Origin of the sequence: Nonomuraea sp. NPDC049028, assembly GCF_043197735.1 — a bacterium.
Taxonomy (GTDB): Bacteria; Actinomycetota; Actinomycetes; order Streptosporangiales; family Streptosporangiaceae; genus Nonomuraea.
Window position 1 is genome coordinate 172,333 of the sequence record NZ_JBICTR010000013.1, and the last position, 15,411, is coordinate 187,743.

The window sequence follows — 15,411 nt, forward strand, 5'->3', positions numbered from 1 at the left end:
AGTCAACTATTAGAGGTGAACTGCGTGCCTGTCCTCTCCCTCATGCTGTGCGTGTTCGGCATCACGACCGGCGAGTTCGTGATCGCGGGGATCTTGCCGGACATCGCCGATGACCTGGCCGTGTCGATACCGGCGGCCGGACTGCTGGTGACGGCCTATGCCATCGGGATGATCATCGGCGGCCCGGTACTGACGGCGCTCACCGCGCGCTTTAACCGCAGGCCGCTCATCCTCGTCCTCCTCTCGGTGGTGATCGCCGGAAACCTGGCCTCGGCGCTCGCGCCGACGTACGCCGTCCTCTTCGCGGCCCGGATCATCACCGCACTGGTGACCTCCACGTTCTTCGCCAACGCGATCGTCATCGCGGCGTCGACCGCCCCGCCGGGCAAGCAGGCGTCCACCGTCTCCAAGCTCGTTTTCGGGATGAATCTATCGATGATCCTCGGCGCGCCCATCGGCACGTTCATCGGCAACGGCTTCGGGTGGCGGTCCACCTTCGTCACCATCGCCGTGTGCTGCGTGCTCGGGTTGCTGCTGGTGTTGCGCTTCGTACCGGATGTCCGGAACGCCACACCCGGCACCTCCGCGCTGGCCGAGCTCCGGGTGTTGCGCGGCGGTGAGGTGCGGCGCGCCATCGCGGTCACGGCGGTCGGCAACGCGGGGCTGCTCATCGTGTTCACCTATTTCGCGCCGCTGCTCACCGGCGTCACCGGATTCACCGCCGACGCGATCGCCGTGCTGCTGCTGGTGTACGGCGTCGGTGCCGCGGTGGGCAACTTCGCCGGCGGCTGGCTGTCCGACCGGGCGCTGATGTCGTCACAGCTCAGTCTGCTCGCCGTGCTCGCGGCGACGCTGGTGCTGATGTGGGCGGTCAGCGGCGGTACGGCGATCACCGCGGTGCTGGTCTTCGTGATCGGCGCGCTGGGCTTCTCCGTCATTCCCGGCATGCAGACCCGGGTCCTGACCACCGCGTCCGCAGCGCCGACCCTGGCCATGGCGGTGAACGCCTCCGCCTACCAGCTGGCCGCGGCCTTCGCCGCCTGGCTCGGTGGCCGGGTCATCGACGGTGGATTCGGGCTGCGGTCGCTGTATCTCGTCGGCGCCGCCGTCACCGTGGCCGGGATCGTCGTGAGCTGCTACGCGTGGTTCCGGGACCGGTCGAGCGGTGGGGTCCGCGCCGTCGAACAGGTCTGACCTTCGGGCGCCCGTCGCCCAGCCGGGCGTGCCCGGCCGCTCGTAGGCGCGCGGGTCACACGAGGTCGCGGCGGCTGGCCTGGGCGCCGGCCTGGAAGCGGGTCTCGGCGTTCAACTGGTCCAGGAGGTGACGCAGACGGCGGCGCAGGCTGCGCGGGCTGGTGCCGAGCTGGCGGGCGATGGCGTCGTCCTTGAGCCCGGCCGCGAGCAGCGCCAGGAGCCGCCGATCCTCGGGGCCGAGCTCCGCCGCCTCGACCCGCTCCCCGCTGTCGGGGCCCGCCGAGTCGGCGGGCTTCGGCGTCTCGGGCGCGTCCTGCCACAGCTCGGGGCGTACCGGCAGCGCCTCCCGCCACAGGCGCTCGAACAGCTCCACCAGGGCCACCACCATCGTGGAGCCGCTGATCAGCACGCCGCGGGTCAGCGGCGGGTCCATGTGCATCGGCATGACCGCCCGCCACCGGTCGACGATCGCCATCTTGAACGGCAGCCGGGGCAGGACCCGCGCCTCCTCGCCCGCCTTGATCAGGCTGCCCACCTCGTCGAGCGCCCCCGCGTGGTCGAACGCCTCCGGCACGTAGATGGTCCGGTAACGGACGCCACTGCGCAGCAGGTCGGTCTGCAGGGGGTTGTGATAGTCCAGCACGTACGGGGGGCAGTCGAAGGTCAGGACCTCCTCCTTGGCCTCCTGTTGCAGCCGGACGTACCAGCGGGCCTGCTCCTCGGGGCCCGCCAGGACCTCGAACTGGCCACCCTCCTCCGCGTCCTGGCCGACGGTGCGGAAGGCCGCCTCCAGTTCGTCGGCCGTGTCGGTGAGCTGGTCCAGCTCGCTCTGCAGGCCGCGCACCAGGGCACGGATCGCGGTCCCGGGGTTCGTCACCGTCCACCGCGGCGAGCGTCCCCACAGACGGCTGACCAGACCCTTGGCGCGGAGCCTGCTCAGCGACGCCTGGATACGTCCCGCGCCCTCCCCGCTCCGCATGACCAGCTCCTGCACCGTGATGCCGGGGCAGGCCAGCACCCCACGGTAGATCCGCTCATCGAACGCGCTGATCCCCACGACCTCCAGCGCCCGGCTGTCCTCAAGCATGCCCATGATCTTGGCCACTTCCGGCAGTTGCCGCAATAGGCCACTTAAATCACCTTGTCATCAAAAGTCACAAAGAATTAGAAAGCGGAGGTGCTTCAGAGAACCGCGCTCCTGGGTGTCGTGATCACGGCCCTGATAGCGGCCGCCGCTCCGGCCCAGGCCGCACCGACGCCCGCTCCGTCGGCCACCCCGACCCCCGCTCCTTCGGCCACCCCGACCGCGGCCCAGTCCGCCGCGAAGGCCGGCCCGCCCAAGACCATCACCCTCCTCACCGGGGACAAGGTCGTCCTCCGTACGCTCCCGGACAAGCAGACCCAGCTGGACGTCCAGTCCGGCCCCGGCCGGGAGAAGATCAACTTCATTCACCGCCGGTCCAAGGACGGGCTCAGCATCGTCCCCGTCGATGCGCTGCCGCTGCTGGCCGCGGGCCGGCTGGACCCCCGGTTGTTCAACGTCACCCGGCTCGCCGCCCTCGGCTACGACGACGCCACCAGCTCGGCGCTGCCGCTCATCGTGACGTACCTCGACCAGACCGCCGCCGCCACGCTGCGCGTCGCGGGCGGGCGCCCGCTGCCCGCGATCAACGGGATCGCCCAGAGCGAGCCCCACGCCGCGGCCGGCACACTCTGGAAGTCCCTGACAGGGCAGCAGGCCAGGGCGGCGGCCGCACCCGCGAAGGTCTGGCTGGACGGCAAGGCCAAGCTGTCCCTCGACGTCAGCGTCCCGCACATCGGCGCGCCCAAGGCGTGGGCGGCCGGCCAGACCGGCAAGGACGTCAAGGTCGCGGTGATCGACACCGGTTACGACCCCGGCCATCCCGACCTCCAGGGGCTGGTGGACAAGTCGGAGAACTTCACCTCCGAGCCCGACGTCCGCGACCTCAACGGCCACGGCACCCACGTCGCCTCCACGATCGCCGGATCCGGCGCCGCGTCGGACGGCCGGTACAAGGGCGTCGCCCCCGGCGCCAAGCTGCTGATCGGCAAGGTCTGCGTGCAGAGCGGGGACTGCCCGGACTCGGCGATCATCCAGGCCATGACCTGGGCGGCCGAGAACGGCGCCCGCGTCGCCAACCTCAGTCTCGGGGAGGCCGACACTCCCGGCGACGACCCGGTGGAGCAGGCCGTCAACAGCCTGTCGGACAAGTACGGCACGCTGTTCGTCATCGCCTCGGGCAACGACGGCCCGCAGACGGTCGGCTCGCCGAGCACCGCGGACAGCGCGCTGTCGGTCGGCGCCTCCTTCCGCGACGACGACACGGTGGCGCAGTTCAGCAGCACGGGCCCGCGCGCGTTCGACGGCGCGGTGAAGCCCGACCTGATCGCGCCGGGCGTGAACATCGTCGCCGCGCGGGCCGCGGGCACCTCCGCCGGCTCCCCGGTCGACGACTCCTACACGGCGCTGAGCGGTACGTCCATGGCGACGCCGCACGTGGCCGGAGCGGCCGCGATCGTCGCCGGGCAGCACCCCGACTGGAAGGCCGCCCAGATCAAGGCCGCGCTGATGGCCTCCACCGCGCCCGGCGACGAGCTGGGCGCCTACGTCCAGGGCTCCGGCCGCGTCGACGTCGCCCGCGCCGTCACTCAGCAGGTCACCGCCGAGCCCGCCGCGCTGAGCATGGGCGACATCGAGCTGCCCAGCCCCGCGCCCAAGGAGAAGACGCTCACCTACCGCAACGACGGCGACGCCGCCGTCCGGCTGAACCTGAGCGTTGTCGCCAAGGACGAAAAGGGCGCGGTGGTGACGCCGTTCAAGCTCGGCGCCACGACAGTGGAGGTGCCCGCGCACGGCACCGCCCAGGTCAAGGTGACCGCCACGGCGGGCCCGACCGGCCTGTTCAGCGGTACGGTCATCGCCGCGAACGCCGACGTCTCCGTACGCACCGGCATCGGCATGCGGGTCGCGCCGGAGAAGCGCGCGCTCAAGCTGCGCTACACCGGCACGGACGGGCAGCCCGTCCAGAACGCCTTCGCCGGGGTGATCGACCTCGACACCGAGGAGCAGCGCAACTACGACATCTCCGGCGGCACGCTGGACCTGAGGCTGGACAGGGGCCACCGCTACACCGTCGTCGGTCTCATGTTCGACCACGACGGCACTCTGGTGATGTCCTCCGATCCGGAGTTCACCCTTGACGCCGACCGTACGGTGGCCGCCGACGCCCGCAAGGCCAAGCCGGTGGACGTACGTACGGAGGAGCCGACCGCGCGGCTGGCCGTCGGCATGCTCGGCATGCTCCAGCTCGTCGACGGCCAGCCCCTCGGCGTGGACGTCGATCTGGCCGGCATGTGGGGCGCGGACCGCGTCGAGGGCATCAAGGCCATCCCGACGACGCGTACGGTGAGCAAGAAGTTCGCGTACTACCGGTGGACGCAGTGGGCCAAGCCGAAGGGCGACGGCGGCTACGACGACAGCCCGTACTTCTACCACCTGATGAAGGCCGAGCCGCGGATCCCCGCCGACCCCGGCTACCGCCCGCGTCGGCGCGACCTCGCCGAGGTCAATTCCACCTATGCCACGCAGAACGACGTCAAGTTCGGCGAGCATTTCGCCCTGCCCGTGCTGTACGGGACGGAGCTGGCGTGGACGCCGTACGGCCAGGTGTCCCGGTTCTCGCTCCCGTTCCACCGGACCGAGTACTACACGCCCGGCGACACCGGCTGGTATCCCTCCTTCATCCAGTACCGGACGCCGCCGGACGGCTGGAACGACACCGACCAGTTCTTCTTCGGCAAGACCACCGTCTACCGCGCCGGCACGAAGACCGACGACCAGTGGAACACCGGCGTCTTCGCCGCCGCGCTCAACCCCGGCGGCGACTACACCTGGCGAGAGGAGAACACGCTGCAGTTCGCGGCCGGCCTCTTCGAGGACGGCACGTCCGATCGCATCTCCTACGGCGAGTACACCGCTCCGCAGGCCCGGCTCTACCGGGACGGCAAGGAGATCTACGCCGCCGACTACCTGCCCGGCACGGTCGACGCGCCCGCGGAGACGAAGGAGAGCGAGTACCGGCTGACCATGACGGCCGACCGTGTGCCGGCCCAGACCCAGGTGTCCACGCGGGTCAGTGCCGAGTGGAAATTCAGGTCGAAGACGCCTCAGCCGGGCAAGCGGCAGGTGCTGCCGCTGCTGACCCTCGCGATCAAGCCGGAGTTGGACGATCGCAACCGGGCCGCGGCCGGGCTCGCGCGCATCCCGCTGCGCGTCCAGCGTCAGAACGGCTCGCCCGATCTGAAGCTGCGTACGCTCACCGTGGAGATCTCCTACGACGACGGCCGCACCTGGCTGCCCACGCTGGTGCACCCGTCGGCCCAGGGCACCTGGGCCGCTGAGACCTGGCACCCGATCAGCGCGCGCGGCAAGTTCGCCTCGCTGCGAGTCAAGGCCGTCGACACAGGCGGCAACGGGTTCGCCGAGACCATCACCAGGGCCTACAAGATCAAGTAGCCCGCACGGACGCCCCGCCCCGCCCGCACAGGCGCGGCGGGGCGTCTTCGTGTCCTGATCAGGCGGCCGTCAGGTGGAACTGGTCGACCCGCTGCGGTACGACCATCGCGATCAGCGCGCCCAGCACCGTGGTGCCGATCAGCAGCCCGAACGCGGCGGTATAGGAGTAATGGTCGACCAGCCACCCCATCAGCACCGGCGCGAGGACGCCCGCCACCTGCCCGCCGACGTTGACCACTCCCATTCCCGAGCCGATCACCGCGGGCGGCAGCGCGCGTACCGGCATGCCGAGGATCCCCATCATCGACAGCCCGGCCACCGCCATGGCCAGCGTCTGGAACAGCGTGAACCCGGCCGCGGTCTCCGCGCGCAGCATCAGCACCAGCAGCACGGCGGTGCAGAGCAGCAGCGGGATGACGAAGAGCCGGCCCCGGTCGTGGAAGTAGCGGTCGAACAGCCAGCCGCCGAGGATGATCGTCACGGTCATCACCAAGCCGGGGATGGCCGCGTACAGGCCCGTGTTCAGCAGTGAGACGCCGCGCGCCTCCAGCAGGTAGCTGGGGACCCAGGTGATCATCCCGTACCCGAGCATGTTGGTCGCGCAGAACAGCGCCGCGAACTTCCACACCGCCGGCGCCCGCAGCACGGACGCGGGCGGGGGAGCGGGGCGGGTCAGGTCGCCGGAGCCGTTCAGCTCGGCGGGCAGGGGCGGGGGGAGCAGCGCCCACAGCAGCAGCCCGATCAGCGCGCCCACGGCCGCCGTCACCCAGAACGTGGGCCGCCACCCGAACGCCAGCAGCAGCGGCGCCACGACCAGCGGCGCCAGGCCCGCGCCCAGCTGGGTGGCGGCCAGCATCGTGCCCGCCGCCGTGGCCCGCCGGGCGGGCGTGGTCCGCTCGGACAGCGCCTTGAAGGACGCGCCGGGGAAGATCCCCTGCCCCACGCCGAACAGCGCCCGGATCACCAGCAACGCGCCCAGCCCCCACGCCAGGCCGGTCAGCGCGGTGAACGCCGACCACAGCGCGAGCGAGACGACGAGCAGCCTGCGTGCCCCGACCCGGTCGGCCAGCAGCCCGCCGGGGATCTGGCACAGCAGGTAGACCAGGGCGAACACGGTGATCAGTGCGCCCTGCTCGGTCTTGGTGAGCGCGAACTCCGCCCCGATGAACGGCAGCGCGACCGCCATCATCACCCGGTCGATGTAGTCGACGACCCAGACTCCCATGAGCAGGCCGACGGTGAGGGTCGCGGTCTTCCTGACGTCGAGCGTGTACGTACTCCCCAAGGCGACCTCCGGTGATGCGGGCGTTCCGCATTCTTCATACAGACCAGCCGGTGGTACTCGGGACTGTTCGACGATTCGTCCGGAGAGGCTACCTCAGGTGGCTTCGGTCAGGGATTGGGTCATTCGGCCGAGCGTACGCTGCAGGTCGGCCAGCTCGCTCATGCGCAGCCCGGTGGCGCCGAGCACGTGCTCGGGCACCCGCAGGGCCGACTGCCGCAGCTCCGCGCCCGCGCCGGTCAGCCGCACCACCACGGAGCGCTCGTCGCCGGCATTGCGCTCCCGCTGGACGAGCCCGGTCGCCTCCAGTCGCTTGAGCAGCGGTGACAGGGTGCCGGAGTCGAGCCGCAACGCCACTCCCAGCTCCTTGACCGTCACCGGCTCCCGCTCCCACAGCACCAGCATCACCAGATATTGCGGGTAGGTCAGCCCCAGCTCCGCCAGCTCGCGCCGGTAGAAGCCGTCGAGTGCGCGGGACGCGGCGTGCACGGCGAAGCACACCTGGTTCTCCAGCAGCAACGCGTTCATGACCCCAGCATACCCGGGGTTGACGGCAGGCAATTAAATTGTGCACAATCAAGTTGTACGCAATCGATTAGGAGCGATCATGAGCACCCTCTACACCGCCATTGCCACCGCGACGGGCCGTGAGGGCCGCGCCGTCTCCTCCGACGGGCGCCTGGACGTCACGCTCTCCCCGCCGAAGGAGCTGGGCGGGGCCGGCGCCGGCACCAACCCCGAGCAGCTCTTCGCCGCGGGCTACGCCGCCTGCTTCGCCAGCGCCCTCGCCCTGGTGGCCAAGCGCATGAAGGTGGAGGCCGAACAGGCGTCCGTCACCGCCGAAGTGGGCCTGGCCCCCAACGACGACGGCGGCTTCACCCTGGAGGTCGCGCTCCGCGTCGAGCTCCCCGACCACCTGCAGGGTGAGACCGGCCGCGCCCTGGTGGAGGCCACGCATCAGGTGTGCCCGTACTCCAACGCCACCCGCGGCAACATCCCGGTGACCCTCGTCATCGAATAGGTCCTACCGGCGACTTCCGTCCTTGGCGGGCCCGAGCACCACCGGCAGCACCGTCGGTCCTTCGGTGATGAACGACGAGCTGTAGACGATCTGATCCTCCCCGACCGCCAGACGCAGCTCGGGGAACCTGCCGAACAGCGAGGACAGCGCGATGCGGGCCTCGAGCCTGGCCAGCGGCGCGCCCAGGCAGAAGTGCGGCCCGCGGCCGAACGCCAGATGCGTCTCCTGGCCGCGCGCGATGTCGAAGCGCCCGGCGTCCCCGCCGAACCTGGCCGGATCCGTCCCCGTGCCGCCGATCCCGACCATGATCGGCTCCCCGGCCGGGATCGTCACCTCGCCGAGGCGCACGTCCTTCAGCGGGTAGCGGAACATGACGTTGATCACCGAGTTCCGGCTGCGTAACCCCTCCTCGACCACCTGCGCCCAGGCGTCCCGCGTACCCGCCAGGGCGAGCTGGTCCCGGTCCGCGCACAAGGCGATGACCGTGTTGGCGAGCAGGTGCACGGTGGTCTCGTGGCCGGCGATCAGCACCAGCCACAGGATCCCCACCATCTCGTCGTCGGTCAGCCGGTCCCCGTCGTCCTCCTGCGCCCGGATGAGCCCGGAGGTGAGATCGTCCCCCATGTCGCCGCGCTTGCGGTCGATGAACCTGGCCAGGTAACCGAGCAGGCCGGCCCCGGCCGTGCCGGCTTCCTCCGGGGTGGCGGTGTGGGACAGGAGCACATTCGTCCACTCGCGGATCTGGTAGCGCTCCTCCTCGGGCACGCCGAACAGCTCGCAGATCACGTTGACCGGCAACGGCTCGGTGAAGTAGCGGACGAGATCCACCACCTCGCCATCGTCGCGCAGCTGGTCGAGGAGTTCGTCCGTCATCTCCTGGACGCGGGCGGCGAGACCCTGCACGCGTGCCGGGGTGAAGGCCCGGTTGATGAGGCCCCGCAGCCGCCGGTGGTCCGCCCCGTCCTGGGTCAGCAGGTGATCGCCCTCGATGACCTGCCGCAGCGGCCAGTCAGGAGGGATGGTGCCGTCGTGCAGCGCGGGGCAGTTCCGGGCGTTCTTGCTGAAGAGCGTGTCGTCGTTGGATAGGACCTCGTTCACCATGTCGTACGAGGTCACGGCCCACGCTTTGACCTTGCCCGGGAGCTCGATGGGGACCACTGGCCCGTGCTCATCCCGAAAGCGATGAATCGTGCTGGATGCCCGCTCACCGGGAACCGGGATTCGTAGCGGAGAGGTAGTCACTGAGAGGCCTCCAAAAAGTGAAATGTCCTCCCAACTGTCCGCGATGGGCAAGATCCGGAAAAGATGAGTTAGACGTCACCCCAGGACCCGCAACACTTACCGACCGCGCCACACCGTTCTGACCGGTGAAACGGCGTGGCTCGGCACGGCGGCGTTCACCCCCACCGGCCACCACACCCGCGGGTGCCGCGGTTGCGACAACGCGCGAAAGCGGGGATGTTGCCGAGCCGATACCCGGCGATGTTCGCACACGACCGGCTTGCCGGTCGGGTGCGATGAGGGGGAAGCGAGAGTCTCTCAGGCGGGTGCGCCGCTGCCATGATGGGTGAAGACCTCGAGCAGTAGCTCCGCCAGGAGTTTGGCGTCTGCTCCAAAGGCGACGTCGGCGTTGGGCTTCTGGGCCGCGCCGAGCCGGGTGTCCATCACGGTCCGGCCGACGGTAAGGCAATCGGTGGTCTCGACGGCGACGTGCACGCTCCGTGTGGTGATGACCTGGGGCTGGACGAGGTAGGCGGTGCAGACCACGTCGTGCACCGGTGCGGCGTCCTCGGCGGACACGACGCCGTGGTAAGCGGAGATCCGCCGCGAGATGAACCGGGAGGCGGCGATTCCGGCGGGTGTCCCCGACTTCTCCAGCTTGAGGCAGGTGCTTCTTGTGACCAGCGCCTGGTGGGTGGCGTCGAGCGGCACCAGGGTGGTGCGGGCGAATCCCGCGGAAAGGACCACGCTCGCGGCCTCGGGGTCGGCCCAGATGTTGAACTCGGCCGATGCGGTCACGTTGGTCACCGCATGGCCGCCACCCATGACCACCAGTTCGTCGACCGCTTCTGTCAGGGATGGATCGATGGCGAGGACGGTGGCGATGTTGCTCAGCGGTCCGACCGGTACCAGAGTGATCTGTTCGGTTGTCGCCCGAAGCGTCTCGACCAGGAACTCGACGGCCCCGGTGTCCTGGCGCGTGCTGCGCGGTGGCGGGATCGACAGGGCGCTGCCGTGTGGGTCGTTGTCGGAGTCCCGCTCGAAGTGCTTGGTGGAGGGGAAGCCGAGCCTTGCGATGGGACGGCTGAGTCCGGCGAAGACCGGGATCTGCGACCTGCCGATCCAGTCGAGTACGCGCAGCGTGTTGTCCGTGGTGTTCTCCAGCGGCACGTTGCCGTTGACGGTGGTGACGCCGATCAGGTCGAGTTCCGGATGCAACGCCGCGAACATGATCGCTACTGCGTCGTCGGTCCCGGTGTCGACGTCGAGGATGATCTTCCGGCTCATGAGTACGCCTTCTCTTCCATGATGGTGGTGTGCAGGCCGTCGCCGGCGGATTGGTGACGGGGGATCTCGGCGGCGGTGGGCCGCGGGATGAGGTACGAGGTGGCGAGCGCGGCGACGGCGACCCCCAGTCCGTTTCATGACGCCTCTACTTCCGGCAGGGGGCGTTGCGAACCAGCAGCGTCTCCTCCTGGTGGTATACCGTATGCCTATCGGTCGAACTTCCGGAAGGTCAAGTATTCGCCTGAAGTTCGAGGTAGATTGATGTTTGTCTGGGATATGGCATACCAGAGGGAAGGGGGTGAACATGTCACGTCAGCCCAAGACGCCGCTGGGTCTCGCGCATACGTCGCTGCGTGATCAGGTCCGGCTGGAGATCCGGAACCGCATCGTGAAGGGGCAGCTTCCGCCTGGCAGCAAGATGGTCGAACGCGAGCTCGCAGATGAACTGGGCGTATCCCGAGTTCCCGTGCGCGAGGCCCTGCGCATGCTCGAGTCCGAGGGCTTCGTCCACGTCGTGCCGCGACGGGGAGTCGTCGTCAAGCATTTGTCGCAGACCGACGTTCAAGAACTCTTCGACGTACGCGAAGCGCTTGAGGCGTTCACCGCCCGCCGCGCCGCTGAGCAAGCGAGCAAGGCCGACATGCGGCGACTCAAGCGGCATCTCGACAAGGCAAGCCGGGCCGCGGCGGCGAGCAACGTCGACGACTTCGGTGACGCCAACGTGGCCTTCCATGACGAGATCACGGCCATCGCCGGCAACCACCTCCTCGGCACCATCCTGGAGCCCCTGCACGGTCGGCTGGACTGGCTGTTCCGTCAGGTCGACGACCCCGAACGGCTGTGCACCGAACACACCCGGCTGTACGAGGCGATCGCGTCCGGCGATTCGGCGGCAGCCGCCGCCTTCGCCGTCGAGCACGTCACCAGTAGCAGGAAGACCGCGCTGCGCATCCTGTTCGGCACCTCGCCGACCGCCACCGCCGGCCCCTCCCCGAACGCAGCCCGCGCCGACCCGGCCAACGGCACCCCTACCGCACCCGGAACGACGAGGCGCGACGCTGGGAGAGGCACACCCTCACCCCATGAAGGCCGGCACGTACCGTGAAGCACGTCGTGGATCGGATTGAGACCTTCCACGAGCTCAAGGCCGCCCCCGCGGCGCCAGCGGCCGATCTCGCCGACGATGGTGTTGATCGCGTAGCGAAGCCGATCACCTTCCGTCCCGAGGCGGCGCATCCGTTTGACAGATGAAGCGGGCCCTTCAGAGCCGGGTCAAGTTGACAGTCGGGTGGTGAGGTGGGTCAGGGTCGCGCCGAGGGGTGCGTCCAGGGTGAGTGCGGCCTGGGCGTCGCCGCCGGTCGGCCCCTGGTTCACGATGGCGATCGGGATGCCGAGCGCGGCTGCCTTGCTGACGAATCGCAGGCCGGACCGTACGGTCAGCGACGATCCGAGGACCAGGAGCGCCCGCGCGGCCGCGACGAGCGCGAAGCACTCATCCACCCGGGTCCTGGGTACGTTCTCGCCGAAGAACACCACGTCGGGCTTGAGCAGCCCGCCGCAGGCGGCGCAGTCCACCACCTGGAACCCTTCGACCTGGTCGTCGGTGAGCGCGGTGTCACCGTCGGGGTTGATCTGCCCGCTGGCCGCCCAGCCGGGATTGGCCGATCGCAGGCGGCTCTCCAGTTCCGTGCGGCGGGTTCGCTCGCGGCAGGACAGGCACACGACCCGGTCGAGCCCGCCGTGCAGCTCGATCACCCGCCGCGCTCCGGCCGCCTGGTGCAGGCCGTCGACGTTCTGCGTGACGATGGTCTCGATCAGCCCGCGCCGTTCCAACTCGGCCACGGCGCGATGCCCGGCGTTGGGTGCGGCCCGGCCGATCTGCCGCCAGCCGGCGTGGCTGCGCGCCCAGTATCGCCGCCGCGCCTCGGCGCTGCCGACGAAGCGCTGGTACGTCATGGGCTCGGCCTTCCGGGCACGACCTGTGGGTCCCCGGTAGTCCGGGATTCCCGATTCGGTCGACAGCCCTGCCCCGCTGAGCACCACCACGCCACCCCTGGCCACCAGCTCGATCAGGGAGTCGAGCGCGCTGCCGCGGGTTCCCACACTTTCGGTCACAGCACCATGGTGCCCGACTCGCCGTATTCCGGTAACCGGAAAGGGCCCTCCGGTTGGGCTAAAGTGAGAGGCATGTCCACCGAGCCGCCTCAGATGCCGTACGCGCCCGCCGACGCACCCGGGCAGCCCGCCGAAACGCCTGGGCCGCGGGCCGACGCACCTGGGCCGCGCGCCGATGCACCTGGGTTGCGCGCCGACGCGCGGCACAACCGCAACCGCATCCTCGAGGCCGCCCGCGAGACCTTCGCCACGCTCGGACTGGACGTGCCGATGGTCGAGATCGCCCGGCGCTCCGGCGTCGGGATCGCGACCCTCTACCGCCGCTTTCCCACGAAGGAGTCGCTGGTCGTCGAGGTGTTCGCGGACGATCTCCACGCGTGCGCGAAGGTGGTCGACGACGCACTCGCCGACCCCGACCCGTGGCGCGGCTTCCGCTCCGTCATCGAGAAGGTGTGCGCCATGCAGGCCGTCGACCGTGGATTCACCGCGGCGTTCCTGTCGAAGTTCCCGGACGCGATCGCCTTCGAGCACGAACGCGAATGCGCCGAGCGGGGTTTCGCCGAGCTGGCCCGGCGAGCCAAGGAAGCCGGGCGACTGCGGGCCGACTTCGTCCAGGACGACCTCACGCTCCTCCTCATGGCCAACAGCGGCATCGTGACCGACTCGCCCGAGGCGGCGCTGGCCGCGTCCCGGCGGCTGGTGGCCCTCCTGCTCCAGGCGTTCCGCGCCGAAGGCGCCGACCCCCTGCCACCGGCCACCCCACTCGGCCTGGACCAGGTGCTCCGCCCGACAACCTGAGGATCGACAGCCACCAACGGGTGGCAAGAAAATAGGGGCGCGGACCAAGCTGGTCCACGCCCCCAGGGGTTTCAGACGAAGCGGATGGCGTTCCAGTCCCAGCCCGCGGCGGCCGGAACGGTGTAGCTGCCTGCGAAGGAGCCGAGGTGGCCGTTGGTGTCGGCGAGGGAGGTGTGCATGCTGATGGAGCCGTCGGTGTGGCGGTACATGATGGCCAGGTCGGAGCGGTGGTCGCCGTTGAAGTCGCCCGAGATGGTCTTGAAGGCGTTCCAGTCCCATCCGGCTCCGCTCGGTACGGAGTAGCCGATGGAGAAGGCTTGGAGCCCGCCGTTGGCGTCGGCGAGTGAGGTGTACAGGCCGATCGAATTGTCGGCGAAGTGGTATTCCATTACCGCGTCGGCTCGGCCGTCGCCGTTGGTGTCGCCGGGCAGCAGTCGGATGGCGTTCCAGTCCCAGCCCGCGGCTGCCGGGACGGAGTAGCTACCCACAAAGGAGCCGAGGTGGCCGCTGGTGTCGGCCAGCGAGGTGTGCATGCTGATCGACCCATCGGAGTGGCGGTACATGATCGCCAGATCGGAACGACCATCGCCGTTGAAGTCACCCGCAACGGTCTTGAAGGCGTTCCAGTCCCATCCGGCTCCGGCCGGCACGGAGTAGCCGATGGAGAAGGCTTGGAGCCCGCCGTTGGCGTCGGCCAGCGAGGTGTAGAGGCCGATGGAATTGTCCGCGAAGTGGTACTCCATCACTGCGTCAGCCCGGCCATCACCGTTGGTGTCACCGGACAGCAGTCGGATGGCGTTCCAGTCCCAGCCCGCCGCTGCCGGGACGGAGTAGCTGCCCGCGAACGAGCCGAGGTGGCCATTGGTGTCGGCGAGGGAGGTGTGCATGCTGATCGAGCCGTCGGTGTGGTGATACATGATGGCCAGATCGGAGCGACCGTCGCCGTTGAAGTCACCGGTCAGCAGCCTGAACGCGTTCCAGTCCCACCCGGCCGCCGCCGGAACCGAGTAGCCGATGGAGAAGGCCTGGAGCCCGCCGCTGGCGTCGGCGAGTGAGGTGTAGAGGCCGATGGAATTGTCGGCGAAGTGATACACCATCACCCCATCCGCTCGCCCGTCACCGTTGAAGTCCCCGGTCGCCACTGACGAGTCGTCCGGTGCCGGCGTGCCGCCCCCTCCGTCCGCGTCCACCGGGGACGAGTAGCCGACGATGTCGATGTCGCCGCGCGAGTAGCTGTTCGCCTTGATGCGGTTACCGCTGTTGCCCTCGATCGTGTAGACGGTGCTCGCGTTCGCCGATGTCACGATGCCGACGTGGTCGATGTCGCCGCTCTGGTCCCAGTCGAAGACGAGCGAGTCGCCGGGCTGGGGCGTGTATCCGCTGCCTCGCGTGTGCCAGGTGCCGTACTTGACGCCGTAGTCCTTGAACGAGCTGGCCCAGCCGGTGAGCACGCCCCCGCTGGTCTCGTCCACCTCGGCGTGGGGCACTCCCGCGTTCTTCCATACGTACTTGGAGAAGTCCGCGCACCAGTCGCTGTCGCGCCACTGGACTCCGTCGCTGCTGGCGCAGCCGGAGGCGGGCTTCCATGGCCGGAAGTACCCGGTGTAGTAGTTGCAGCCGCTGCCCGCCGGGTCCTCGTGGTTGCGTGAGGCGTTGCCGAGCTGGCTTTGTGCGACGGAGACGATGCCGGCGCGGGAGACGGCGGCCGCGGGCGCGGCGGTCAGGGCGATCAATCCCGCGCCTGCGAGGGCGGTGGCGACGGCCGCGCCGCTGAGGCGGCGAAGAAGGGTCGAGGTGGTCATGGTGGTCCTCTCGGAGCAGTGGTGGTGCGCCTTCGTGACAAAGGCTGAAATGGGCGGCTCCAAGTTCTCTGCAAACGGGCTCCAGCGACTTCTGTAGCGGCGCGGGTTCCGTTGGAGTGGGCGCGGTGCTATCACTGCGGTACAAGGTCAAGTC

At 69.5% G+C, this 15,411-nt stretch carries 13 protein-coding genes; 6 read left to right on the forward strand and 7 right to left on the reverse strand.

The window, feature by feature from the left end; translation table 11 throughout:
• Positions 1–24 precede the first annotated feature (24 nt).
• Positions 25–1,194, forward strand: coding sequence for an MFS transporter (locus ACGFJ2_RS44195; RefSeq protein WP_393478764.1), 1,170 nt, complete (start codon positions 25–27; stop codon positions 1,192–1,194).
• 55 nt (positions 1,195–1,249) lie between these two features.
• On the opposite strand, the gene ACGFJ2_RS44200 is transcribed toward ACGFJ2_RS44195, so the two are convergent.
• Positions 1,250–2,281, reverse strand: coding sequence for a hypothetical protein (locus ACGFJ2_RS44200; protein WP_357954012.1), 1,032 nt, complete (start codon positions 2,279–2,281; stop codon positions 1,250–1,252).
• A 90-nt stretch (positions 2,282–2,371) separates the two neighbouring features.
• Here ACGFJ2_RS44200 and ACGFJ2_RS44205 point away from each other — a divergent pair, with 90 nt between their 5' ends.
• Positions 2,372–5,731 carry a S8 family serine peptidase gene (locus tag ACGFJ2_RS44205; RefSeq protein ID WP_393478768.1) on the forward strand — a complete coding sequence of 1,120 codons (3,360 nt, stop codon included), beginning with the start codon at positions 2,372–2,374 and terminating at the stop codon, positions 5,729–5,731.
• Between the two features lie 58 nt (positions 5,732–5,789).
• Here ACGFJ2_RS44205 and ACGFJ2_RS44210 read toward each other — a convergent pair whose 3' ends face one another.
• Together ACGFJ2_RS44210 and ACGFJ2_RS44215 are read right to left on the reverse strand one after the other, a co-directional pair.
• On the reverse strand, positions 5,790–7,016 hold the full coding sequence (locus ACGFJ2_RS44210; protein ID WP_393478771.1) for an MFS transporter: 1,227 nt from the start codon (positions 7,014–7,016) through the stop codon (positions 5,790–5,792).
• Positions 7,017–7,109: 93 nt separating this feature from the next.
• A complete protein-coding gene (locus ACGFJ2_RS44215) occupies positions 7,110–7,541 on the reverse strand; it encodes a MarR family winged helix-turn-helix transcriptional regulator (protein ID WP_393478773.1) in 432 nt (143 codons plus the stop codon).
• A 79-nt stretch (positions 7,542–7,620) separates the two neighbouring features.
• Between ACGFJ2_RS44215 and ACGFJ2_RS44220 the strand changes: the two genes are divergently transcribed.
• Entirely contained in the window at positions 7,621–8,034 is a 414-nt protein-coding gene (locus tag ACGFJ2_RS44220) for an organic hydroperoxide resistance protein (protein ID WP_393478775.1), read from the forward strand.
• Positions 8,035–8,037: 3 nt separating this feature from the next.
• On the opposite strand, the gene ACGFJ2_RS44225 is transcribed toward ACGFJ2_RS44220, so the two are convergent.
• Together ACGFJ2_RS44225 and ACGFJ2_RS44230 are read right to left on the reverse strand one after the other, a co-directional pair.
• On the reverse strand, positions 8,038–9,276 hold the full coding sequence (locus tag ACGFJ2_RS44225; protein ID WP_393478778.1) for a cytochrome P450: 1,239 nt from the start codon (positions 9,274–9,276) through the stop codon (positions 8,038–8,040).
• 297 nt (positions 9,277–9,573) lie between these two features.
• Positions 9,574–10,542 carry a nucleoside hydrolase gene (locus tag ACGFJ2_RS44230; RefSeq protein ID WP_393478780.1) on the reverse strand — a complete coding sequence of 323 codons (969 nt, stop codon included), beginning with the start codon at positions 10,540–10,542 and terminating at the stop codon, positions 9,574–9,576.
• A gap of 304 nt (positions 10,543–10,846) precedes the next feature.
• On the opposite strand from ACGFJ2_RS44230, the gene ACGFJ2_RS44235 reads away from it, so the two are divergent.
• Both ACGFJ2_RS44235 and ACGFJ2_RS44240 read left to right on the forward strand, forming a co-directional pair.
• Positions 10,847–11,647: a GntR family transcriptional regulator gene (locus tag ACGFJ2_RS44235; protein ID WP_393478783.1), complete on the forward strand. Its 801-nt coding sequence runs from the start codon at positions 10,847–10,849 to the stop codon at positions 11,645–11,647.
• A gap of 8 nt (positions 11,648–11,655) precedes the next feature.
• The gene (locus tag ACGFJ2_RS44240; protein ID WP_358184390.1) at positions 11,656–11,793 is read left to right on the forward strand and encodes a hypothetical protein; all 138 of its coding nucleotides are present in this window, start codon (positions 11,656–11,658) and stop codon (positions 11,791–11,793) included.
• 21 nt (positions 11,794–11,814) lie between these two features.
• On the opposite strand, the gene ACGFJ2_RS44245 is transcribed toward ACGFJ2_RS44240, so the two are convergent.
• Positions 11,815–12,657: an NAD-dependent protein deacetylase gene (locus ACGFJ2_RS44245; protein WP_393478787.1), complete on the reverse strand. Its 843-nt coding sequence runs from the start codon at positions 12,655–12,657 to the stop codon at positions 11,815–11,817.
• 72 nt (positions 12,658–12,729) lie between these two features.
• On the opposite strand from ACGFJ2_RS44245, the gene ACGFJ2_RS44250 reads away from it, so the two are divergent.
• A complete protein-coding gene (locus ACGFJ2_RS44250) occupies positions 12,730–13,455 on the forward strand; it encodes a TetR/AcrR family transcriptional regulator (RefSeq protein ID WP_393478789.1) in 726 nt (241 codons plus the stop codon).
• 71 nt (positions 13,456–13,526) lie between these two features.
• Here the strand turns inward: ACGFJ2_RS44250 and ACGFJ2_RS44255 are convergent, their stop codons facing one another.
• Positions 13,527–15,257, reverse strand: a complete 1,731-nt coding sequence (locus ACGFJ2_RS44255; protein WP_393478792.1) for a CHAP domain-containing protein — start codon at positions 15,255–15,257, stop codon at positions 13,527–13,529.
• Positions 15,258–15,411 lie beyond the last annotated feature (154 nt).